The organism is Singulisphaera sp. GP187, assembly GCF_900129635.1.
GTDB lineage: Bacteria > Planctomycetota > Planctomycetia > Isosphaerales > Isosphaeraceae > Singulisphaera.
Map to the genome: position 1 here is coordinate 2,261,497 of NZ_FSRB01000001.1, position 23,557 is coordinate 2,285,053.

The 23,557-nt window shown below is 62.2% G+C and carries 18 protein-coding genes; 6 read left to right on the forward strand and 12 right to left on the reverse strand.

All coding sequences use genetic code 11. The annotated features are described in order from the left end of the window. Nucleotides 1–125: 125 nt before the first annotated feature. Together BUS42_RS08810 and BUS42_RS08815 are read right to left on the reverse strand one after the other, a co-directional pair. Complete coding sequence (locus BUS42_RS08810; protein WP_074306588.1) at nt 126–956, reverse strand: CDP-alcohol phosphatidyltransferase family protein; 831 nt, start codon at nt 954–956, stop codon at nt 126–128. Nucleotides 957–989: 33 nt separating this feature from the next. Further along, entirely contained in the window at nt 990–2,561 is a 1,572-nt protein-coding gene (locus tag BUS42_RS08815; RefSeq protein WP_074306589.1) for an amino acid permease, read from the reverse strand. A gap of 419 nt (nt 2,562–2,980) precedes the next feature. Here BUS42_RS08815 and BUS42_RS08820 point away from each other — a divergent pair, with 419 nt between their 5' ends. The 5 genes from BUS42_RS08820 (at nt 2,981) to typA (ending at nt 8,931) form a co-directional block, all read left to right on the forward strand. Further along, on the forward strand, nt 2,981–3,676 hold the full coding sequence (locus tag BUS42_RS08820; protein WP_083670108.1) for an aspartyl/asparaginyl beta-hydroxylase domain-containing protein: 696 nt from the start codon (nt 2,981–2,983) through the stop codon (nt 3,674–3,676). A gap of 205 nt (nt 3,677–3,881) precedes the next feature. Beyond that, a complete protein-coding gene (locus tag BUS42_RS08825; RefSeq protein WP_074306590.1) occupies nt 3,882–4,781 on the forward strand; it encodes a rhomboid family intramembrane serine protease in 900 nt (299 codons plus the stop codon). 178 nt (nt 4,782–4,959) lie between these two features. Beyond that, the gene (locus BUS42_RS08830) at nt 4,960–5,877 is read left to right on the forward strand and encodes a sugar phosphate isomerase/epimerase family protein (RefSeq protein ID WP_074306591.1); all 918 of its coding nucleotides are present in this window, start codon (nt 4,960–4,962) and stop codon (nt 5,875–5,877) included. 8 nt (nt 5,878–5,885) lie between these two features. Further along, entirely contained in the window at nt 5,886–6,941 is a 1,056-nt protein-coding gene (locus BUS42_RS08835) for a glycosyltransferase family 2 protein (RefSeq protein ID WP_074306592.1), read from the forward strand. 163 nt (nt 6,942–7,104) lie between these two features. Beyond that, nucleotides 7,105–8,931 (forward strand): translational GTPase TypA, encoded by a 1,827-nt coding sequence (typA, locus tag BUS42_RS08840; RefSeq protein ID WP_074306593.1) that lies wholly within the window; start codon nt 7,105–7,107, stop codon nt 8,929–8,931. Between the two features lie 69 nt (nt 8,932–9,000). On the opposite strand, the gene BUS42_RS08845 is transcribed toward typA, so the two are convergent. The 7 genes from BUS42_RS08845 to BUS42_RS08875 form a co-directional block, all read right to left on the reverse strand. Then, a complete protein-coding gene (locus tag BUS42_RS08845; protein ID WP_074306594.1) occupies nt 9,001–9,849 on the reverse strand; it encodes a sugar phosphate isomerase/epimerase family protein in 849 nt (282 codons plus the stop codon). Between the two features lie 269 nt (nt 9,850–10,118). Beyond that, entirely contained in the window at nt 10,119–11,267 is a 1,149-nt protein-coding gene (locus tag BUS42_RS08850; protein ID WP_074306595.1) for a Gfo/Idh/MocA family protein, read from the reverse strand. 92 nt (nt 11,268–11,359) lie between these two features. Next, a complete protein-coding gene (locus BUS42_RS08855) occupies nt 11,360–12,415 on the reverse strand; it encodes a sugar phosphate isomerase/epimerase family protein (protein ID WP_074306596.1) in 1,056 nt (351 codons plus the stop codon). A gap of 193 nt (nt 12,416–12,608) precedes the next feature. Beyond that, entirely contained in the window at nt 12,609–13,841 is a 1,233-nt protein-coding gene (locus BUS42_RS08860) for a hypothetical protein (protein ID WP_074306597.1), read from the reverse strand. Nucleotides 13,842–13,934: 93 nt separating this feature from the next. After that, nucleotides 13,935–16,025 (reverse strand): ArnT family glycosyltransferase, encoded by a 2,091-nt coding sequence (locus BUS42_RS08865; RefSeq protein ID WP_074306598.1) that lies wholly within the window; start codon nt 16,023–16,025, stop codon nt 13,935–13,937. Between the two features lie 17 nt (nt 16,026–16,042). Continuing rightward, nucleotides 16,043–17,587, reverse strand: a complete 1,545-nt coding sequence (gene xylB, locus BUS42_RS08870; RefSeq protein ID WP_074306599.1) for a xylulokinase — start codon at nt 17,585–17,587, stop codon at nt 16,043–16,045. After that, nucleotides 17,584–18,432, reverse strand: coding sequence for an MBL fold metallo-hydrolase (locus BUS42_RS08875; RefSeq protein WP_254053400.1), 849 nt, complete (start codon nt 18,430–18,432; stop codon nt 17,584–17,586). The genes xylB and BUS42_RS08875 overlap by 4 nt, the downstream gene beginning before the upstream one ends. Before the next feature lie 157 nt (nt 18,433–18,589). Here BUS42_RS08875 and BUS42_RS08880 point away from each other — a divergent pair, with 157 nt between their 5' ends. Continuing rightward, on the forward strand, nt 18,590–18,937 hold the full coding sequence (locus BUS42_RS08880) for a hypothetical protein (RefSeq protein WP_074306600.1): 348 nt from the start codon (nt 18,590–18,592) through the stop codon (nt 18,935–18,937). 66 nt (nt 18,938–19,003) lie between these two features. Here BUS42_RS08880 and BUS42_RS08885 read toward each other — a convergent pair whose 3' ends face one another. The 3 genes from BUS42_RS08885 to BUS42_RS08900 form a co-directional block, all read right to left on the reverse strand. Further along, on the reverse strand, nt 19,004–19,591 hold the full coding sequence (locus BUS42_RS08885; protein ID WP_074306601.1) for a DUF3124 domain-containing protein: 588 nt from the start codon (nt 19,589–19,591) through the stop codon (nt 19,004–19,006). Nucleotides 19,592–19,815: 224 nt separating this feature from the next. Beyond that, entirely contained in the window at nt 19,816–21,573 is a 1,758-nt protein-coding gene (locus tag BUS42_RS08890) for a cation:proton antiporter (RefSeq protein ID WP_074306602.1), read from the reverse strand. 912 nt (nt 21,574–22,485) lie between these two features. After that, nucleotides 22,486–23,514 carry a methionine synthase gene (locus tag BUS42_RS08900; RefSeq protein WP_074306603.1) on the reverse strand — a complete coding sequence of 343 codons (1,029 nt, stop codon included), beginning with the start codon at nt 23,512–23,514 and terminating at the stop codon, nt 22,486–22,488. Nucleotides 23,515–23,557 lie beyond the last annotated feature (43 nt).

The following is a 23,557-nucleotide window of genomic DNA, read 5'->3' on the forward strand; positions in this document are numbered from 1 at the left end:
ATCCTTCCGGACAGGATTCAAGAATGGGGGCAGAGCCCCCACGGTCCCAGGAAACGCAACCGAGCCATCAAACCGCTCTGAACAGGGTTACGCCGGAAAAAAAGTCTGGCCTGTTGGAGGGTGAGTCAGTGCGTCGGCAGGTGGCCGGCGCCCGCGCCGACGGGCTCAAGCGTGTGTCGCGGCTTCCGCCAGTGGTTGAGCGTAATCAACCAGGATGCGAGCATATAAAATGCCGGATACGACAGCGAGGCCACGGCGAGATTCCACATCGAACCCTGACTGGGCGGGACTTGGGCCGCGGGCAATTGAACGAGGAGCCAGGTCAAAAACGCCGCCCAAGCCGCGCCCAGGACGTTGTTCAGCATGTTGAACGCTCCCGGCTGCGACGGATAGAGGTAGCGGCTCGGCACAAACGTCAGCAGGCTGAGCACGATCACAACGCCGAGCGCAAACAGGCCGGGGAGTTGCAGGATGTAGAGGTAAAGGGCCACGATGTTCCAGAGCGACGGGAACCCGAGAAAGTAGCCGTCGTCGGTCTTGGCTTCGACCTGGCAGAACCCATAGGCGCTGGCGAGCAGGGGCAAGACCAACCAGCCGTTGGTGCCGGCGGGCAAGAGATCCGCGCGCCAGATGAGCATCAGTGGCAAGAAGGTATATGTCAAGAAGTCAGTGATATCATCTAGCTTCCTGCCGTCGAAGTTAGGCAAGACCTTCTTGACCCGAACTTTTCGCGCCAGGGTGCCGTCGGTGGCATCGACGAAGGTGGCGAGCAGCATGAGCAGGAAGACGAGTCGAAACGCGTCGGGACCGCCGCGGACCAGGAGCATGGCGATCCAGGCCGCGATCACCAAACCGAGCGCTGTATATAAGTGCACGCACCAGGCCGCAAACCATAAGGCAGGACGGATGCCGTCCTGATTGCCGCGACGCTTCCTCTTTTTTGACGGATCCTGCATGGGAACTGCTCTTTTCCTCGTGACCTTGCCACATCAGCCAATCGTTCGTCGGCCGGTAGACTCGTGCGGTTCGCGTTTGTGTTTGTGATCGTTTTCAGGAGCCCGGTGCGCTTCGAGCACACGGTCCTCCCCGCGTCGGATCTGTCGGTAGAAGAGGGCGCCGACGATCAAGAGGAGGGCCGTGGCGATCGGAGCACTGTAACGACGATACCAGATCGTCCCATAGATCTCTTGCCGCGGCCAGCCAATGTTGATCACGACCAGGACGCCCCAGACAACGGCCACGAAGTTGACGAAGAGTCCCCACCGGCCCAGCCTGAAGATTCCGGGCTCGAGGGGACGCGTCTCGGTCGCCCCGCGTCGGAGCCGTGAGCATAACATGGGGATCGTTACCAGGAGATAAGCAAGGTTGGCCCAAACGATCGAGACCGAGACCAGGACCTCGATGACTTGCGGGAAATTCACGTTCACCCCGAGGATCAAGGCGGCGAACAGGCCGAGCAGGATGGCCGGCAGCACGGGCGTTCGCGAGGTGCCGGAAACCCAGGCCAGGGCGTGCGAGAACGGGAGATTGTTGTCGCGAGCCATCGAGAAGACCAATCGAACGGCGGCCGCGTGTACGGTCAAGGTGCAGATCAGGATCGCCAGGGCCACAACGCAGAGCAGCAGCATGCCCAGGAACGGACCGAGGATTTGCTTGATGGCATGCTGCATCCCCCCGCTGATCTGGCCCAGTTGGGGATCCGCAAGATTCTCGACCCCCCTCAAGACTCCCAGAATCAGGAGGGCCCCGGCCCCTCCCACGGCCGCCAGTGCGCCCAGGATGGCGCGTGGAGCGCGGCGCCTCGGGTCGTTGGTCTCCTCCGCCAGCGAGCCCGCAGTATCGAAGCCGTACATCACGAAGGAGGGGATCAAGGCCGCCGCGAAGAACGGTCCGAGGTAACTGAACGGCCCGGTGCCCCCTCGGCCTTGCGTGTCGAAGACCACGCCGATTCCCCGTCGCGCCTTGCTCGTCAGCAGAATGATCAAAAGCAGCGTGCCCACCATCTCGGCGAACACGCCCACGTTATTGATTCGGGCGAGGAGCCGAACGCCGACGGCGTTGATCAGCATGCTGAAGGCGATCAGGACACAGCCGAGGAGAACCGCATTTCGCGCGGCATCGGCCGGGCTGTCGATCCGGCCGACGATCTGGAACCAGGGCGAGATCTGCGGCAGGGTCGCCTGAAGCGCCAGGGCCACCGACGCCAGCGTGATCACCGCACAGGCCAGGTAGACCCACCCCGCCATCCAACCAACCCAAGCCGGGCCGATCTGCCTCGACCACTGGTAGACTCCCCCCGCCAGGGGGTATCGGGCCGCGAGCTCCGCGAAGCAGAGCGCGACAAAGAACTGGCCGACAAAGACGAGCGGCCAGGTCCAGAAAAAGGCAGGGCCCCCTGCCCCGTAGCCCAGGTAGAAGAGTTGCGGCAGCCCGGTCAAGATCGAGAGATACGAGAACCCGGCGGCAAAGGAGGAAAAACTGCCGAGGGTCCGATCCAGCCGCTGGCGGTAACCAAACGCGGCGAGGTCACTCGAATCTCGACCCAGGTCCCGATTTGCCACAAACGTTTCCTACTTTCGAAAAAAGGAGTCTTCAAAACCCAATGAGACAAGCCGATCGATCGATCAATCAACGCCTCATGGCGATGCGGGTCGATGAGGCGTGGGGAGCCGCGTCCCTGATCGATCATCCCATTTTATCATCGATCCAACCACCAATCCCTGTAAGTAGTTGGAGTGGATCACAGGGGTGGCGGCCGAGTTTATTGGCGGGAGATCGAACCGTCAAACGCTTGCTTTTCTGGCCGATTCCCATTCTGATTAGCTAGGCAGCTTAAGGGGATTGTGTGACCCAGGAAGGAAATTCCGGCAAGTGGGTTCCTTCGTGTTTCGACAATCCTGTGAACTCAAGGTGGGTCCTTGACCGCCGACATGGTGGGAACAACGCGGCCGTCGAGGACGCAAACGGTAGGGTACTTCGATTGAATTATATCAATTTAGTCGGAATTCTCGATGTCGTAAACTCCGTCTTCGACCTCCACACCGGGGGACCGCGACGGCCGGTCTTCTTCGATAAGGCGGCGACCTGTCCTCCCCTGGCTGCGCTGGACCTCCAGGCCCAGGTCATCCGCGAGGAGTTGCTGGCCTTGCTCCCGGAGAAGTCGCTCATTCCTCGGTATCACGATCTCGACCAAATGCAAAAGCGAATCTCGGCGGTCGGTGATCCCGAGAAGTCCTGGAAGATTTTCTACCTCTATATCATGGGCGAGAAGCCGCTCGAGAATCGGGCGAAATGCCCCGAGACCTCGAAGTTGCTGGATCAGGTGCCTGGCCTGTTTCAAGCGTTCTTTTCGATCCTCGACGGCGGCAAGGCGATCCCCGCCCATCACGGACCGTACCGTGGATATCTCCGCTATCACCTTGGTCTCGTTGTCCCGGACGAGAATCCGCCCTCGATCCGGATCAAGGACGAGCACTACACCTGGAAAGTGGGAGAGAGTATCCTGTTCGACGATAGCTGGAACCATGAAGTCTATAATGAATGCGCCGGGGATCGGGTCGTCTTGATCGTCGATATTCGTCGCCCGATGCCGCTTCCGTTTGCCATGTTCAACCGATTCGTCGAGTCGGTGATGCGCCTGGTTTACGGGAAGCAGATCCTCAAAAAGCTCACGTGAAGTTGGTCGATTCACGCGCGTCCCACGGTCGCCGGAACACCTCCAGGGCGGGGAACCTCGGCGTCATGAGCCCCAAGGCGCTTGACGTGCGCCCCAGCCCGTTTGGTACGGTGGAGCGTCCGTCGCCGTCGGTTTCCATCGACGCCGACGCTCATTTGGGAATCGATCATGACGCGGAGCCTCCGCATTTCCGAGGAACGATGCCTTGCGCCAAATCGGAACGCTGCCGCCGACTCTCGACCCCAAGAGACTGACCGACCATCTACTCACCCTGGGGGTGACCACCAAGGTTGACAGTCGCCCCGAGGGCGCAGCCGTCTGGGTTCACCACGAGGACCAGATCCCGCTGGCGAAACAGGAGCTCGAACAGTTCCTGAAGGATCCTCACGACGCGCGTTACCACGTCGCGGCGCAATCGGCGGAATCCATCCGTCGTGAAGCGGACCGGCTCGATCGCCAATACCGCAAGAACGTCCGCGACCTCTCCGGGCAGTTGAACCGTCCGACCCTCAAACGCCGCCCCTTGACGACCGCTCTGATCGCGATCTCCGTGGTCGTTTACCTGCTCCAAAACGGCCCTTACGGCTGGGCCACCGTCAATTTCCTCGCCTTCAGCGTGCAGGTCGTTGACGAACTCGGCATCCGCCACTCGCTCGGTCTCAGTCCGATCTTGCAAGGCGAGGTTTGGCGGCTCATCACCCCCATCTTTATTCACTTCAACATTCTTCACATTCTGTTCAACATGTGGTGGCTCTGGACGCTCGGTACCTTGGTCGAAGTCCGACGAGGGACAGCCAGCTTGGCGGCCGTCGTGTTCGTTTCGGCGATCGCCTCAAACCTGGGCGAATTCTTTTATGACGTGCGGATCGGCCATGAGCTTGCCCTCTTCGGCGGCATGTCGGGGGTGGTTTACGCGGTCTTCGGGTATGTCTGGATGCGGGGGCGGCAGGAGCCGGAGCTGGGGATGACGCTCGACTACCGGACGGTCCAGATGATGCTCTTCTGGCTCGTCCTCTGTTTCTCGGGCGCGGTCGGTAATGTCGCCAACGCCGCCCACCTGGTCGGGTTGGTCGCTGGGATGTTTCTCGGACTCGCTCGAATTTGAGCGCACGGGACAAACGAAGCCCGGGGGCGGTCACGTGATGGTCCGGAGACGTGATCCGAGGGATCTTTCGCAGCGGGTTGCGAAGGCAGGCTCGAGGTCCCACAATAGGGAACAATGCTCGCCCAGTGGACAGTCGCCTCGCCATTGATCCTGATCTAAAAGAGGGGAACGTTCGGGGATGAAAATCGGCTTTGTCTCGGCGGTACTTCCGGAGTATTCGTTGGACCAGGTGCTCGGCTTCGCCGCCGAGGCTGGCTTTTCGAGCGTGGAGGTGATGTGCTGGCCGACCGGCCGCGCCGAGCGCCGCTATGCGGGGGTTTCCCACCTGGACGCGGCCGACCTCTCGCCCGCCGCGATCAAGCGCGTGGAGGACCTCACCGCCCGGCACGGCGTGACGATCTCGGGGCTCGGTTATTACCCCAATCCGCTCGCGAGCGATCGCGCCGAGTCCGAGCAGGCGATCGCTCATCTGCACCGGGTCATCGACGCCGCCGCGGAGTTGAAGATCAACGTGGTCAACTCGTTCGTGGGTCGAGACCCCGCCCTGTCGGTGGAGGCGAACTGGCCGAAGTTTCTCGAGGTCTGGCGCCCCTTGGTCGACCATGCCGAGCAGCGCGGGGTTCGGATCGGCATCGAGAACTGCCCGATGCTCTTCTCGAGCGATGAGTGGCCCGGGGGCAAGAACCTCGCGACGACTCCGGCGATCTGGCGGCGGATGTTCGCGGAGATCCCGAGCCTCAGCTTTGGACTCAACTTCGACCCGTCGCACATGATCTGGCAGCAGATGGATTACCTCGCGCCGCTCAAGGAGTTCGCCGCGCGACTGGTCCACGTCCACGCTAAGGATGCCCGGATCGAGCACGCGGCACTCAACGATCACGGAGTGCTGAGCGCTCCGAAGCTCTGGCACACCCCGAAAATTCCGGGCCAGGGAGACGTCCGCTGGGGGCCGTTTCTCGGCACGCTGGCCGACGTCGGCTACGACGGACCGGTCGCGATCGAGGTCGAGGACCGCGCTTTCGAAGGCTCCCTCGAGAAGCGACTCGAATCGCTGGTGATCAGTCGGCGTTACCTCCTCCAATACCTCGGCGGCTGACCTCTGACATGGCGAGCCAATCGACCGAGACCGGTCGAGCGAACGATGCTCCGTCGCTCGACCTGTCCGTCCTGATCCCGGTCTATAACGAAGTTCAGAATGTGGGGCCGCTCCATCGGGAGCTGCACCAGGTTCTTAGCGCGCTCGCGTTGCGCTATGAGTTGATCTTCGTCGACGATGGATCGAGCGACGGGACTCGGGAGCAACTCGCCCAGATTCAAGATCGTGATCCCGAACACGTCCGGGTCGTTTTCCTGCGCCGGAACTGTGGGCAGACCGCCGCGCTCTCGGCGGCCCTCGACCTGGCGCGAGGAGACATCCTCATCCCGATGGACGGCGACCTTCAGAACGATCCGGCCGATATCCCGCGCCTGCTCGAGAAGCTCGACGAAGGTTTTGACGTGGTGTCAGGCTGGCGGAAGGCGCGGCAGGATGCGTTCGTCTCTCGCAAGATCCCCTCGTGGGTGGCGAACCGGCTGGTGGCCCGGCTCTCGAGCGTGCCGCTCCATGACTTCGGCTGCACGATGAAGGCATACCGCCGCCGCGTGCTCGAAGGGGTCCGCCTCTACGGCGAGATGCACCGGTTCATCCCCGTCTTCGCCACCTGGCAAGGGGCGAGGGTCACCGAGCTCGAGGTTCATCATCGCGCTCGCACTGCCGGTCATACCAAATACGGCCTCGGGCGAACGTTCAACGTGGTACTCGACCTGATCCTGATCATCTTCTACCAGCGGTACGCCCAGCGCCCGATCCATCTCTTCGGCAAGATCGGACTCTGGTCGCTCGCACTCAGCTTCCTGATGTTCGGCGGAATGCTTTATTACAAATATTTCCACACCGCCTTGACCGGCGACAAGGCAAAAACGTTCATCGAAACGCCACTCCCGCTTCTCGTCGTCTTCTTTTTCATGATGGGAGTGCAGAGCATTTTGATGGGCGTCCTCGCCGAGATGATCATGCGGACCTACTATGAATCCCAGTCGAAAACGACCTACCTGATCGGTGAGATTCGCCAAAGTTTTCCCGCGACTCCCGCGGATTCCGCCGCCTTGGAATCAGCCTGATCGAGGTCACTCATCCTTGCGCAGACAAGACTGACATACAATCCGCCCTTGCCGATCGGGGTTCGGATCGCTATGATTCGTTGGAACAGGCTGAATCCCTCGGCAGTGTTCGCCGTATGCCCATCCCTCAAGGCCCGCCCCCTTCTCGGCGGACTCCATCCCAATGATTCGACGCGACGACATCCGAAATGTGGCGATCATCGCCCACGTTGACCATGGCAAAACCACTCTGGTTGATTCCATGCTCCGTCAGTCCGGCCAATTCCGGGCGAGCCAACTTGTAGGCGATTGCATCCTCGATTCGAACGACCAGGAGCGTGAACGCGGTATCACGATTCTGGCCAAGAATATCGCGATCAACTACGGCGATGTTAAGATCAACATCATTGACACGCCCGGGCACGCCGACTTTGGCGGTGAGGTCGAGCGAACCTTGCAGATGGCCGACGGGGCACTCGTCCTGGTCGACTCCTTTGAGGGGCCTATGCCCCAAACCAAGTTCGTCTTGCGGAAGGCGTTCGCCAACAAGATCCGGCCGATCGTGGTGATCAACAAGATTGACCGCCCCGATGCACGCCCTCACGAGGTCTTGAACGAGATCTTTGACACCTTCGTCGATCTCGACGCCGACGAACACCAGCTCGACTTCTCCTACATCTACGCCTCGGGCCGAGGCGGGTTCGCTTCGCATGACCCGAAGGCGACCTCGGGGGACATCCGCCCCCTGCTCGACCTGATCGTCCAGAAGGTGCCAGGGCCGGAAGTCGATCCTGACTCTCCCTTCCGGATGCTCTGCACCACGCTCGACTTCTCGGAGTATGTCGGCCGGATCGCCATCGGCCGGATCGCTTCAGGCCGCGTCAAGCGCAACCAGAAAGCCGTTCTGATCAAGGCCGAGAACGCGACCACGACCGGCTCGATCGACAGCGTGCTCGTCTTCGAGAAGCTGGGACGGGTTGAGGTTGAGACCGCCGAGGCCGGCGACATCGTCGCCTTGGTCGGGCTCGGATCGGTCGATATCGGCGATACGATCGCCTCGACGGACCGACCCGAAGCTCTGCCGCGGATCGAGGTCGGCGAGCCGACCTTGAGCATGCTCTTCACCGTCAATGATTCGCCGCTCACCGGCGAGGGCCAGTACCTGACGTCGCGCCACCTCAAGGATCGGCTCGATCGCGAGCTGCGGTCCAACGTGGCGCTCCGGGTTGAGCCGACGGCAGAGCGTGACTCGTTCACGGTGTCGGGTCGCGGACTGCTCCACCTGTCCGTGCTCATCGAATCGATGCGTCGTGAAGGCTACGAGCTCGCCGTCGGCAAGCCCGAAGTCATCATGAAGCGGATGAACGGGGTCGAGCACGAGCCCTACGAGTACTTCGTGGTCGACGTCCCCCACGGTCAGATGGGACCGGTCATGGAACTCGTCGGCGCGCGGCGCGGCGAGCTGGCCAAGATGGATGTCCGCGGCGCCTATGCCCACCTCGAGTTCATGATTCCCGCCCGCGGTCTGCTCGGCCTCCGTACGCGGCTGATGAGTGGAACGCAGGGTGAGGCCATCATGCACCATAACTTCCATGACTATCAGCCGTTCCGTGGGGAGATCCCCAAGCGGAGCAACGGCGTGATGATCAGCATGGTGCGCGGTCAGGCGGTTGCCTTTGCCCTCGATAGCCTGCAACAGCGCGGGACCATGTTCGTCAAGCCGGGCGATGATATCTACGCCGGCATGATCGTCGCCGAGAATGCGCGGGGCGACGACATGGTCGTCAACCCCTGCAAAGAGAAGAAGCTCACCAACATGCGGGCCTCCGGCTCGGACAAGAACGTCCTGCTCAAGCCCCCCCGCGAGCTCACGCTCGAGATCGCGCTCGAATACATCGAGTCGGACGAGCTGGTCGAAATCACCCCGACCAAGATCAGGCTCCGTAAGAAGGAGTTGACCGAGGAAGGCCGCAAGCGATCCGGTCGCGGCGGCAAGACGGTGAGCGTCTGATCGGAGGGGGCCAAACCACCCCTCGTCCGATCAACACGCCTCCGATGAGTCAGTCAGTCAGCGAGCCGCTCAGGCGATCCCTGAGCGGCTTTTGATGAAGCTGAGTCCGTCTCGGCAGAGGCCGAGCGGGTCGGGGAAGAGGTCGCGCCAGACCTTGGTCGCCGCGGCCAAGGCGGGCAAGGCGCGACCGAACGCCTCGATCGTGAGCGATCCGTCGTAGCCACTCGCCTTCAGGCCGGACCAGTACGAATCCCAATCGACCTGGCCGGTGCCGGGGATTCCCCGGTCATTCTCCGAGACATGCACGTGGATCGTCTCGGCCGCACATGAGGCGATCGCTTTCGCCTGGTTCTTCTCTTCAATATGCGCGTGGAAGCTGTCGTACATCATCTTGAGCGACGGATGATTCACCGCGCGGACGAATCGGGCCGTATCGGCGGCCGTCGTCAGGAAGTAGTTCTCAAACCGGTTCAGATACTCGACCGCGAGCCGGATGTTTCGCGCCTGGGCTTTTTCGGCCACCTTGCTTAGCGTCTCGACACCGGCCTTGAACTCGTCTTCCGTCGGTCCGTTGCCCGTGAACTGACCGATCGCCGAGTGGAGCGGTCCGCAGAGGATCTCGCAGTCGAAGGCCGCGCAACGGTCCAAGACCTTTTCGAGCTGGGCGACCGCGGCCTGGCGAATTTGCGGGTCCGGGGAAATCGGGTTGGTCTCGGGCGACATGACCGTGACCGCAGTCGCGCTGAGCCCAAGGCTCTTGAGCCGTTTGCCAAGTCGTTCGTAGGGTGCGGGGTCATCAATGGCGAATACGGGAACCTCGACGCTGTCGAACCCCATCGCTTTGAGCTGATCGAGCAGGCCGTCGTGCTCGGGAGTGACCTCGGTCGTCCAGAGCAGCAAGTTCATACCGATCTTCATGGAGACGTCCTCGTCGTTCGTGGATGTCGGGCAACGTGGGCGGGCCACACTTCTGAGCGTGTGTTGAGAAGGCAATTCGACTTTTGTCGGGTGGGCACGGCCCACCCGCTTCATCGCCAAGCCTCTCAAAAAACAAGGTGGGCCGTGCCCACCCTATGAGATCGTTCTCCTTTCGTAGGGTCCGCTATTACGGACCAATCTTCTAACGAGGCCACCATTGAAGATGGTCCGCAAGAGCGGACCCTACGAGACCGTGCTCAGAAACGGCGTTAGACAGGGACGACCGTTTGCCACTGGCCGACTTCGGCCGAGTCGAGCACGGCGTCGCAAACCGCTTGAGTCGCGAGCGCCTCGCGGAAGGTGGGGCTGGTGGGCTTACCGGCGGCCAGGCCCTCAAGGAAGTCGGCGACCTGGTGGACGAAGGTGTGCTCGTAGCCGATCTGCAGGCCAGGCACCCACCAGTGCTTCATATAAGGATGGTCGCTATCGGTCACGTGGATCGACCGCCACCCGCGCAGCTTCGACTCGTCGCCGTGGTCGAAGTACTCGAGCCGGTGCAGGTCGTGCAGGTCCCACTTGATCGACGCCTTCTCACCGTTGATCTCAAACGTGTAAAGCGCTTTGTGACCGCGGGCGTAGCGGGTGGACTCGAACAGCCCGAGCGAGCCGTTCTCGAACCGGCAGAGGAACGCGCAGGCATCGTCGATGCTCACCGGCTCGAGCTTGCCGCTGGCGGTGTGCTTCCGCTCCTTGATGAACGTCTCGGTCATCGCGGAGACGTTCGCGATCCCACCATTGAGCCAGAGGGCGGTATCGATGCAGTGGGCGAGGAGGTCGCCGGTGACCCCGGACCCCGCGGCCGCGGCATCCAGCCGCCAGAGCCCCGCGCCCCCCTGAGGCAGGTCGGACGAGATCGTCCAGTCCTGCAAGAAGTTGGCCCGATAGTGGAAGACCCGGCCAAGCCGCCCCTCGTCGATCAGTTGCTTGGCGAGGGTCACCGCGGGGACGCGGCGGTAGTTGTACCAAACCGTGTTGGGAACGCCCGCCTTCTCGATGGCTTCGACCATCGTCTGGCCTTCGACCAGATCCATCGACAGCGGCTTCTCGCACAAGATCATCTTGCCGGCCGCGGCCGCCGCGATGGCGATCTCAGCGTGCGTATTGTTGGGCGTGCAAATGTCGATGGCATCGATATCTTTCCGCGCAACCAGCTTCCGCCAGTCGGTCTCGATCGACTCATAGCCCCACTTGTCGGCGAACGTCTGGGCGTTCTCCGCGCTCCGGCCGCACACCGCCTTGAGCACGGGGCGGTATTCGAGATCAAAGAAGTCATTGACTCGCTTGTAGCCGTTCGAGTGGGTCCGGCCCATGAAGCCGTAGCCCACCAGGCCGATGTTCAAAGGTTTCTTCGCCGCCATGAATCACCTGATTATGCTAAGTTTTCGATGTTGATGAACAACTCTTCGACCGACCATCGCCTGTGTGAGTTCGCGACCTGGCGATCCCAGGCTTATTCCGCCCACCCGTGGGCGTCACGGACGGCGATCATCTTGGCCAGGATGTCGTTCCACGTCTGCGGCTTCATCATGACGGCGTTGGGGAACATGCAGCCGTCCCAGCAGATATGCTTGAATGCCTTGGTCAATTGGCCATTCTCGTCGCGGAGCCAGAATCCGGCATGGCGCGGGATGTCGAGCTTGCCGTTGGGGTCGGTCGCCAGGCAATGCCGACCCGTGTGATCGTGCGACCCCGAGCCGAAGACGGTGGCGTCGTTCTGGGCGACGTGGAAGTCGATCGTCCAGGGGCGAAGCGCGGCGGTGAGCGTCTTGAGCGCCTCGTCGAGCACGACGGGGTCCTTCCAGTCGTAACCGGCGGGCAAAATCCGATCCTGAGGGGCGTTTTCCCCCAACGTGTACAAGAGGGTGTGGGCCATGTCGGCCTGGAAGCCGACGCGGTCGGGTTCGCCCACCCGTTCGAGGAGGTCGACCATCGTCCGCCAGGAGTGCATGCCACCCCAGCAGATTTCCCCTTCGGCCGCCAGTCGCTCGCCGGCGTCGGCGGCAATCTTGGCCGCCTCTTTGAAGGTCTGAGCGATCTTCGCCTGATTGCCCGCCGGGTCTTGCGCCCAGTCCCCCGGTCCGCAGGCCGAATCGAACCGCACGACCCCGTAAGGTCGGACCCCGAGTTCGCGCAAACGCTTCGCAATATGAGTCGCTTTGCGAACTTGAGTGAGGAACTTGGTGCGGCCTTCCCCTTCATCCATCGCCGACCCACCGCCGGTCGGCGGCCAGACCGGGGCGACCACCGAGCCGATCGTCAGCCCGCGTGCCCGGACCTTGTCGGCGAGCGCCTTGAGGTCTTCGTCGGTCGCGTCGATGTCGACGTGCGGGGCGAACAAGAACAGGTCGACACCGTCGAACTTGATACCGTCAACCTCGGCCACCGCCGTCAAGTCGAGCAACGTATCCAGGGCGATTACCGGTTCCGACTCATCACCCTTACCGACCACGCCCGGCCAAGCCGCATTGTGCAGCTTCGGGAAGTTATTGGGATGGCTGCCGCTCATGGATAATCCCTTTCTCTCGAACAATACGCCGGTACGCCGGCCAGGCTCGGGGCGAGTCTTGCAAGCTGGGTCATACAGCCGGGAAAAGCGCAAGCCTTCCCCGGCCCCATGAAATCAGGTCGAATTTCAATCAAAAAAAGGAGGGATCGGCCGGCCGAGGCTTCGACCGACCGGGGCGAGGCCGAGGCCTGAGTTAGCTCTTCCGGGCATCACCGACGTTGGGCGCGTTGGGATGGACGCCGGGGCCGAAGTAACGAAGGCTGACGAAGACTTCGGTCCCCGTGTTCGTGATCTTCACGCCCTCTTTGGCACGCTTCTCGGTGATGAAAACCTCGTCCTTGGTCACCTCGCCATAACGGATGTAGGCAGGGCAATCCACGTCGAGTTTACCGATTGTGCCGCGCCCTTGGGTGACGACCAGGCCGGAGGCCCCTTGATCCTTGATCGTAACCGACTGGCCTGGGTAAACCGTCAGCTCACGGGCGCTGAAGTATTCCTTGCCGTCGACCTTGCCATAGACGATCCACTTGTCGACATAGCCTTCGGCTTGGGAACCGGCATGGACGATCGGTTCGAGATAGTTGTTGGCCTTGAAGTTGGGGTCGACGTTCTTCTCCCAGTCGAGTTGTTCGACGAGGTAGTCGAGGTCCTTGTGCTTGTCGGCCGGGACGTCCTTGACGAGCAGGTCCCAAGGGACGCGTCGGCCTTCGACCATCGACTGGTACATGCCGAAAACGTCGGAACCCCACTGCGGCTCGTAGGTGACCAACGACCCGGGGGCGTGCAGCACGGCGGGCGGGATCAGCCAGCCGGTGCCCGGCTTGAGCCGGTACGCCTTCGAGAAGTCGAGGATCCCATTGTCCCCCTCATCCCAGCGCTCGAGACAGCGGCGAATGTCTTCCTTGGTCGTTCCCGGCTCGAGGCCCATGAACGTGTGGGGGAAGTTGTTGCCGGTCCAGTTAAGTTGGGGCGGGAAGTAGTAGCTCTCCGGTTTCCCCTCGCGCCCCAGCAGCGCGGCCTGCTCGGCCGTCTGGTGCATGTGGTGGGGGATCGGTCCCAGATTATCGAAAAACTTGCTGTAAACGGGCCACTTCTTGTACTTGTCCCACAATGCGGACCCGATCATTTCGGCTCCGTGCAGGCCGACCGCGTCCTTGAGGGTGAACTTGTCCCCGTTGTGGACGACGTAGCTCAGCCCTTCGTCGGCGGGGGCGCCTTCGTTGGCGGCCGGGGTCGTCGAGGCGAACCAGCGCTCGTCGATCCCGCCACGATGGGTGCCCAGAGCGTAGAGGTCCTGCGGGGCGAGCTTGAGCCGTCCACCAGGCATCAGGAACGAGCGCGGAACCCACGTCGGGGCCAACCGCAAAATACCTTCACCGGCATCGAGCGCCGCGCGAGCGCGCGCGGCGAGTTGCTGATCGCTCATCCGTCCGATTCTCCCGCCCCAAGATCTGACCCGAGCACGATGCGCCGGGACTCATCGTTGTAAAGCCAAGGCGTTCAAGACGCAAGACAGAACTCACTTCCGACCTCCCGCGAATTCCCTGCTGGCGGGAGGCAACCAGTATTTCGACGAAAGCATCTCGGCTTGGGCCGGCGTGACCCGGTACAGCAAAATCGAATGCCCAATCTGGTCGATCGGCTTCAATTCCTTGAAGTAGGTGAAGCCACCCGCCCAGACCGATCGGGGGAGCCACCGGGGTAACTCGTCGTCATACACCCGCCACGGCAGACCTTGGAGCAACGTGGCACTCACCGCATAGAGTCCAGGTTGGAATTTGAGGCCCTCGAGACCTTGCTTGCGATAGCGCGGGGGGAGTTCGTCATCGCGGATTGTTCCCGGCCGGGGCGGAGGGAGAAACCAAGGAAATCCCCCCTCGCTCCGGAACAGGAAAATGTTGGGATTGATCTGGCCGAAGTAGGCCAGGCCCACCGGTTCGTCTGGAGCATGCATTTGGAGCCAGCGCCTCAGACCGACCAGATCCTGCCCCCAGTCGATATTGCTGTCGATCAGGTGCGATGAGCCGTTTGAGGCTCCTCCCGAAACCCAGTTGAAGTAAGCGAGATAGTGAGGGGTGATGACAAGTGTCGCCGCCAAGGTCGCCGCCAGAGCGACGCCGAGGAACGTTTCCGCCGCGCGACGACGCACCCGATCGTTCAGGCCCGTGGCCCACGGAACGACCTTCCCGATCGAAATGAAGACGAACGGGAAGCTGGCCAGGACGTAACGCAGGCCAAGATTGATGTTCGTGAGAACGCTCATCACGAGGATGACGATCACCGGCAACGCAAGCACGGTGATTTCATCGAACCAGGACGCGCGGGAGCGCGGAGACGCGACCAGGATCACGACCGAAGCAAGAAAGAGCGCCCAGGTTCCTTCGGGCACCTTGTAAACCAGGGTCAGCAGATAATAATACCACCAGCTCTTCTGGCGAACTTCACCGTTCAAATAGACCGGATAACCTTCGACTTCATCGCTCTCGATTTGGGGATTGAAAAGATTCGCGGGCACCCCCTCGGCCTCGAACTTTTGATCGTCGAAGCCAAGAACGTAGTGCTTCGGGAAAGGGACGGGGAGATTTTCCAGCCATGTCCCGCGAAATCGATTGACCCGGCGTTGGTGGAGGGCATTGATCAACGGATCCGCACTCGGCGGTCGCCACATCCCCGGCGGCACCGGACGAGTCAAGGATTGACTGAGGAACTCGTGTTGGCCGAGCGGAATACCAACCCCCTCGAAGCCATAGCCGACGTTGATCACCACGACACTCAGTCCCAAGATCAGCAGACCTTTGCCGAGGCTTCGACCCACTCGACGCGTCAGCGACTCGTCGTCCGCTCCCGTAAAGAGGTGCAGAAATCCAAGGAGGGGCCAGAGGCCGTAGAGTAGGACCATGCTGAACTTGCTGAGCTGTGCGAGCCCCAGACAAATTCCCGCGAGAACCGTCCGCCACCAGGTGGGTTGTTGGAGCGAGTGCCAGAAGACGAACGTCGCCAGGACACCGAGGGAAGCCGAGCCGACGTCGGTTGTCACCAGCCGGCAATGCGCCAGGATATTGGGACACAACAACCAGAGTGCCAGGCTCAGCAGCCCTCCGCCCGGGCCGTACAACCGTTTTGACCAAAGGAAGATGACCAGGCCCCCGAGCACGGAAAAGAGGGGCATGACGAGCCGGGCCCGGGCGAAAAGCTCAAAGTATTGCCGGGCGTTATCGCTCTGGAATAAATGAGCGAAGACCGCCTTGTTCTGCGGTTCGTTCCGCCAGGACGGGTCATTGAACGGGACTTCGACCGCGCCCAACGCGAGCACAGGGAGAGCGGCGACAAGCTTGATGAGCGGCGGATTGTGGTGGTAGAGCCCGAACTTACCCGTTTGCCAGTAGGTGATTCCCGCTGGTAAATGGATGACCTCGTCGATCGTCGGGTTCTCCTCGACGAGGCTCCGGACGGCGAGTGTGAGGTGGACCACCAGAAGCAAGACCACCGCAAGGACCAGTCGCCGTCGATTCCAGAACGATTCCCCGGCGGGCGGAGTCGGCGTTAGCGATGGAGTAGAGACCGGCTCATTCACCGGGGCCAGTGGCCTCTGCTTGAGTCGTCGCGACAAGATTTCCACTCCCGAAGTCAGGCGCCGTACGACTTGACGAGGTTGCTGATCGCCGCGAAGGAGCCGCGGAGGTCGCGGTAAAGCTGCCGGTAGAGCGCATAGGCGCTATCGTAGAACGGCTGCACCTTGGGATCGCGCTCCGTTCGTTCCGCCAGGCGGATCGTGGCGTCGCACGCTTCGGGCACCGAGGCGAACCCTCCCGTGCCGACCTGGGCCAGCAGGGCCACCCCGAAGGCGGGCCCCTCGGTCGACTCGAGGGTATGAACATCGTGGCCGTAGATGTCGGCCTGAATCTGCCGCCAGAGCGGATTCCGCGCCCCACCGCCCGACACGCGGACTTGCTCGATACTCGCCCCCATCTCGCGGATCAGCTCGAGGCTGTCACGCATCGCATAAGCCGCCCCCTCAAGAATACTCCGAATCAGGTGCGGTCGGCCGTGCCGGACCGTCAAGCCGATCCAGGCCCCCTTGGCGTCAGGGTCGAAATGCGGAGTGCGTTCGCCGGTCAGGTAGGGCAGGAAGAACAAACCCTCCGCGCCTGGGCCGACGAGTGCCGCCTCATCGCTCAGCAAGAAATAGGGGTCAACCCCCAGCGTCTTGGCCGCCTCGATCTCCGCCTTGGCGAGTTCGTTGCGATACCACTGCAAACTTCCCCCGGCCGCCAGGACCACCCCCATCACGTGCCAGGCCCCCGGCACCGCGTGGCAGCCGCGCTGAAGCCGACCGAGCGGGTCGAAACCAAGCTCCTGCGTATGGGCGAACACGACCCCCGACGTCCCCATCGTGGCCGCGACCGCGCCGGGACGGACGATCCCGTTGCCGACCGCGCCGGCCGGTTGATCCCCACCGCCGCCGACCACCGGCGTCCCCACGGCCAGCCCCGTGGCGGCGGCGCCGAGACCGCTCACCTTGGCCGACACTTCCGGACTCTCGTAGCAAGGGGGCAAGAGCGCGGGATCGATTTCGAGCTTGGAGAGGAGTTCCCGGCTCCAGCGGCGGTTGGCGACGTCGAGGAGGAGGGTTCCCGACGCGTCACTGACCTCGGTGGCATAGGTTCCGGTCAGGCGATAGCGGATGTAATCTTTGGGGAGCAAGACCTGTCGGACCCGCTCCCAGGCCCTCGGCTCATGGTTACGAAGCCAGAGCAGCTTGGGGGCCGTGAAGCCGGTCAGGGCCGGATTGGCCACCATCCGGATCAGGTTCTCGCGCCCCCCTGCCCTTTGCTCGATCTCGACGCACTCCGCCGCGGTGCGCTGGTCGTTCCAGAGCAAGGCGGGACGAATGACCTCCCCGCCGGAGTCGAGGAAAACCGAGCCGTGCATCTGACCGCTCAGCCCGATCCCAGCGACGTCCGCCGGTTTCAGCCCTGCCTTGGCGAGCACTTGTTTCACCGTCGCGATCGTCGCGGTCCACCACAACTCGGGGTCCTGCTCCGACCATCCCGGCCTGGGATGCGAGCAGGGATACTCCACCGAGGCCGACGCCAGCACTCTGCCGCTCTCGTCGATCGCAAGGGTTTTGGTCCCGGACGTGCCGATATCGATTCCCAGGGTCACACTCACCGCTTGATCTCCCAGCGCTCGCCGCACCGCAAGACCCGCGGGTTCACTCCCGCGGGCAGGCGAAGGGCCTCGGACTCGAAATCACCGATCGGGACCGTATTGAATGCAAACATCTCGTAATGATGGGGAACCAGGTAGCGCGGCCGGACGACGGTCGCCAGCGCCACCGCATCGGCGGCCGACATGTTCCCCGCCACTCCCCGCGCTGGGTCTCGCCCGTTGATCGGCAGGAAGAGGACGTCGAACGGCCGGTCTCCCAGGTGCGCGACCAGGTCATCGTAGAACAAGGTGTCACCGCTATGATACAGCCGAAGTCCCTCCACCTCGATAATGTAACCCAAATAGAGGTGCCGTCCCATGTCGTCGGTGTCGAGTTCCTCGTGCGCGGAGGGGATCGCCTGGATCCGGAAGCCACGATGGTGAAACTCCCCGCCGGCGTCGAGTCCGACGAGCCGATCCGCGGGTAAACCGAGCCCGACGGCATGCTCGATCAGGGCGGCGGGCAGAACGAGCGTCGCCTCGGGGGAGGCCTCAAACAATCCGGGCATCGTTCCGGGGTCAAAGTGGTCGGAATGTTTGTGACTCGCGAGGAGCAAGTCAAGGTGGCGGAGATCAGGCCCCCGACACGGGGAGCGGGTCATCCGGACGTGGGGCTTGGCCGTCCCTTGGTATTTTGTCGTCAGGTGCTCGGAGAGATAGGGGTCGATGACCAACGTCCCGATCGGGGACTTGACGACGTACCCGCTCTGACCGAGCCACCAGACCGCGAGCGATCCCGGTTCCGGTTGGGTCGAATCGACGTCGTTCAAAAACACAGGACCGGCTTGAATCGGCTCGATCATCATGCTAACGCTCCGCGCCACGGGCCGCTCTGGGGCCTGCCCTGAAGGGATGTCGTCCGCTGATCCCATTGAGCCAGCCTGATGGTTCTGGCATCAAAACTGCATGGAAACCTGGTGGAGGATTCGACGAATGGATGCCGTTATCAAAGGAGCTTGGTCTATGCGTTACGTGTTCCGTTCCTCAATCTTCTCGGTCGTCGTACTCGGCGTGGGCGGACTGATTGTCGGCTGCGTGAATGAGTCGGATAATCCCAACGCCAAGATTGCCGAGAACGCCATTGGAATCACGGACAATAAGACAACGAAGTCGGTTAATACAACGCGTGATTTGCAGATCGTCGACAGTGAGAAAGTGATCGACGCCAAGACTGGCGAGACGATTCACGAGACGACGAAGACGACTCCGGTCAAGGTCACCAAGGAGTTGACCGAGAAGGTCAACGTCGACGTGAACGTTGGTGCGACGAAGTCGACCAGTTCGGGAGCCGCAACGCCTCCCGTCAAATAGTCCCTTGGATGATGAGGATTGGCCTGAAACAAGCCATCTCGGCAATGACTTTGGTTCACATGGGTATTATTTTCCTGGTGGATTGTCGCGGCTTCGATCCGACAGAACGCGACCGGGGCTGGTGAGCGCGACCCCTTGAGTGCTCGCGGCCCCGATCATCACCGACTCGACATGAGGCGCGTTCACGCTCTGGTCGGCCACCCACTCGACGAGGAAGCTGGCCGAGACCCCGCCGCTCGTGTCGCTTTCCGGGACGAAGAATTCGATCGAGGCCATCGGGCCGATCCGCAGCGGTTTCTTGAGGTAGTCGCGGATGACCTCGCCGTCCTGGTCGTAGTAGCGCGCCGTCGTGATGACGATCGGCTGACTCCGGTCCGTGTTCCGGATGCTGAGTGTGGCCGCCAGGAAGAATGTGTTCGCTCGATCCGAGGTATAGATCGACGAATACGACGGTACATAGATCGATTGTCCGGCCACGACCTTCATGCCTTCGGTCGACTCGATTTCCACCACCGCCTTGCGCGCCTTCGCTCCCGGCGCGTGGATCTCGGCGGGCTGATCTCGATGACAGGACGAAGGGGAAGCGAAGATCAGCACGCTCAGGAAAAGAGTCATCGCAAGGGCGACTGCGGTATAGGTCGGAGTTTTCGTCATCACCAAGATCCTCATCCAGATTGGAAATGGGCCGGGCCTGGCAGATCCGCCAGCAGTCCCCGCGTTCCGGGATCTCGTCACAACGCCCCTTGAAACGAAAAGGCCGGATTTCCGTTGGTTATTGTGCCAAAGGTTATTCACCCAAACCAGGAGTTGCGGGGTGTTGGGTTTGGGGGCGGACTGCGAATTGCCCAGGACGCTCCTCACGAGCCTTGCGATCTCCGTCAATGGACCTCGGCCCGAGGGCGAATGACCGCCAGTTCGCCTCGGATCACCGCGGCCCTCGTCTGGAGGACTTCCTCGCTGACCCCGATTTGCTGGAGCAGCATCTCGGCCAAGGCGACCGCGACCTCCGCTTCCTCGTACGCGACCGCCGCAACGCCCAATCGTTCCAACGTGTCCCGTTCGTTCATATAGCGGGCTCGAACCAGCACCTTCAGGTCCGGCTTCAGGGACAACGCCATGCTGATGATCGGTATTCGGGCCGATCGATCCGGGAGCGCCACCAGGAGGAACTCAGCCCTTTCGATTTTGGCCGCTAAAAGAATCTCCTTGCTGCTGGCGTCACCATAAATCGCTCGGATTCCCGACGCATGCAACTTCCTGACCGTATCCACATTCAGGTCAATGATCACGGGATTGATGTTGAAGTCCCTGAGGATCCGGGTCAGGGTCTGGCCGACCGGGCCATAGCCCACCACCACGGCGCTCGCGGATGAGGCCTCGCCCGCATCCGACTCGTCGAGCGATGTGAGCGCGTCGTCCGCCGAGGGCACCCTCAGCCATCGCGCAAGCAAAGGTCTGGCCTGAATCCAACGTTCCAGGGGGCCGATCAGGCGGAAGATGAGCGGATTCACGGTGATCGAGACGATGGCGCAACTCACCAACACGCTGGTTTCCGCCGCGGACAGGAAGCCGAGCGAACGGGCTTCCTCACCCAGAATGAATGAGAATTCGCCGATCTGAGCCAGTGCCATGGACGCTGTAAGTGCGGTGCGGAGCGGATAACCGAGCATGAGCACGATACCGAGTGCGGCGAGCGGCTTGCCGATGAAGATGACCGCGAACACGCCGAGGGTCAGGTCCCAGTTCGCGAGCGTCGCCGCCGGATTGAAGAGCATCCCCACCGAGACGAAGAAGAGGACCGCGAATGCGTCGCGCATCGGGAGGGCGTCGGAGGCCGCCTGGTGGCTCACGTCCGACCGACCGACCACCATTCCGGCAAGGAAGGCGCCAAGGGCCATCGAGACCCCGAAGACCAAGGCCGACCCGGCCGCGACACCCATGGCAACGACCAGCACCGAGAGAGTGAACAGTTCGCGGGAACGTGTTCGCGCGATGGAATTCATCAAGAGAGGCAGCACCCGCTTGCCCACGACCAAAACCAAGAAAACCAGCAGGATGATCTTGACCGCGGTCATGAGGAGCGAGGTCCCGACCACCGCCAGGCTCCCCCCCGCGGCGGCATCCTTCAAGACCGGGAGCACGACCAGGACCACAACCGTAAACAGGTCCTCAACGAGCAGCCAACCGACCGAGGCGTGCCCTTGGGGCGTGTGCAAGACGCCGTTGTCCATCAGCACTCGAATGAGCACCACGGTGCTCGCGACCGAGACCGCCACTCCGAGGATGAGACCGGTGGTCAAAGGACGGCCGAGCAGGAACGCGATCGCGGCGGTCAGCGCCGTCGCGGCCGTGATCTGAACGATCGCGCCAGGAACGGCGATCGCCTTGACACGGATCAGATCCTCCACGTGGAAATGGAGCCCCACCCCGAACATCAGCAGGATGACACCCATCTCGGCGAGCTGGGACGCGATGTTCGCATCGCCGACGAATCCAGGCGTGTAGGGCCCAACCATCACCCCGGCGAGCAGGTAACCCACGATCGGTGAGAGACCCAGCCGGTTGGTGATCGCGCCAAAGAGGAGGGCGAACGCAAGCCCAATGGTGATGAGCAAAATCAGCGAAACATCATGCACGGTGATCCCTCCATTCTTCGAATCATCAATTTTATTGCATGTTTTAACGGCACGGTCGCCATCCGTGTGCAATCCACCGGACCGCGACTCCGCAAGGTCAACTCACCAGGAAATGAAGTCGAACACTGACAGACGAGCGGGTAGAGCGTCGATGGAGTTATTTCGACTTGACCCGATCTCGGCGGGTTCGCCGATCGCGACGATCGAGCTCACGAGCGAACCCGAAGGAGTGAGACTCATCGCCATCCCCCTCGTGCCCCGAGCTCAGGCACCCCGCGCGCTTTCCCGCACTGAGCCAATGGGCGGCGAGTCGGTCACGTCAACCAGATACAGAAGAGGACCTGGACTGATGTGAGGCAGTATTGCACCGACCGAAGCGGCGACCCGCTCAAGCTGAGGTCGCGATGTTCGGGCCAGGGACTCGGCTCGAAAGCGTCGAGGTTCGCGGCCGGTTTGAAGTGGCGAGCCACCACGATTCGCGACACGAGATCGCGATGTCCCCGCGCTGCGTCGTCCGCGTTATGGCCGTCGCACTCGAGCCCAATCGTCAGGCCGGGCGGATGAGGGGTGGTCTCGGAGCAGAGACTGGGTTGCTCGACGACTCGTTGATCCCCACGAGACGATGCGTGGGATAATCTCAAGGTGGGGGAAAAATGGTGGGCAAGAAGCGACGCGAGAATGACCGCGCATGAAGCCGGGACGATCAACCCTCGGGGGGTGGCGTCCGCTCCGGTTTAAGCATCCTTGTCATACGCGATCGCTCCCATTTTCTCGATATTCTACCCCCGGAAACCGCCTGGGAAAAGGTCGGCTGTTCTCGTTGAGAATGGCGGGCGGCCCGGGCGGGCCGCCTGCGAAAGCGGAGGAAGCCGATTCAGGCCACGGGATTCACCGGGCGGCCTCCACCGAATCTCAACGTTGGCCGAGGGAGGCGCGGACGATCCGAACCCCTTCGGCCATGGCCTTCGCCTTGGCAACGGCGATATGACGCGCCGTCTGCGAGAAACCGCAATCCGGCGTGACCGAGACTCGCTCGGCCCCCACATGCTTGAGCACGACCCGCAGCCGCTCGGCGACCAATTCCGGGGGCTCGATCCAGGTGTTCTTGACGTCCACCAGGCCGACCGCGACTTGCATTGATTCGGGCAATTCCTTGAGGAGCTCCACCTCGACCATCTCCCGGCTGGCGAACTCCATCGCAAGCTGGTTCACCGGCGCGCGGCCGATGTGGGGGAACAGTGGGCGATACGATCGCCAGCCCACCGCCCGGGCCCGATAGTTTCCAAAGCACACGTGCATGCTAATATAAGCTTTTACCCCTTCAACCGTGCGTGCGATGACGTCGAGAAAATAGTCGGGGTCGTCAGGGTGGCAGGCAAAGCTCGGCTCGTCGAGCTGGACGAAATCGACTCCCGCGGCGACGACGGCTTTGAGCTCGGCGTTGACGATCGGGATCAGGGCCTCGGTCACGGCGTTGCGGCTGGGATAGAGTTCGCCCCCAGCAATGCATCCGGCGAGTGTGAACGCGCCGGGGATCGGCATCTTGGCAGGGGCATCGGTCAAGGCCCGGAGCCGGTGATACTCCTCGACGATCCCGAGGCCGTCGGGCGCGGAGAGCGGCCCGACGCAACGGTATTTAGCTCGCTGGTCGTGGGCGGGGGCTCCCAGCTTTCGGAGGGTTCCGAGCGGCTCGATCCCTTGCAAGAAGTCGTAGAAACCGAGGTTGAAGTCAACCCGCCCCATCTCGCCGTCGGTGATCCGTTCCAGGCCCGCGCGCAGTTGGTCGTCGATCGCGAGCCGGACGGCGTCGCGAAGCGCTTCCTCGCGGTCGATCGGCCCGAACTGCTCAGGCGCCGCGGCGACGTCGCCCACGAACTTCTCATACCAGCCCGGAAAGGACCAGCTTCCGATCACGGTGGCGGGGATCAGCAAATCAGGCATGATCGCGATTCTCCGGTTCGGCGCCTCTCATTAGTCGATCCCG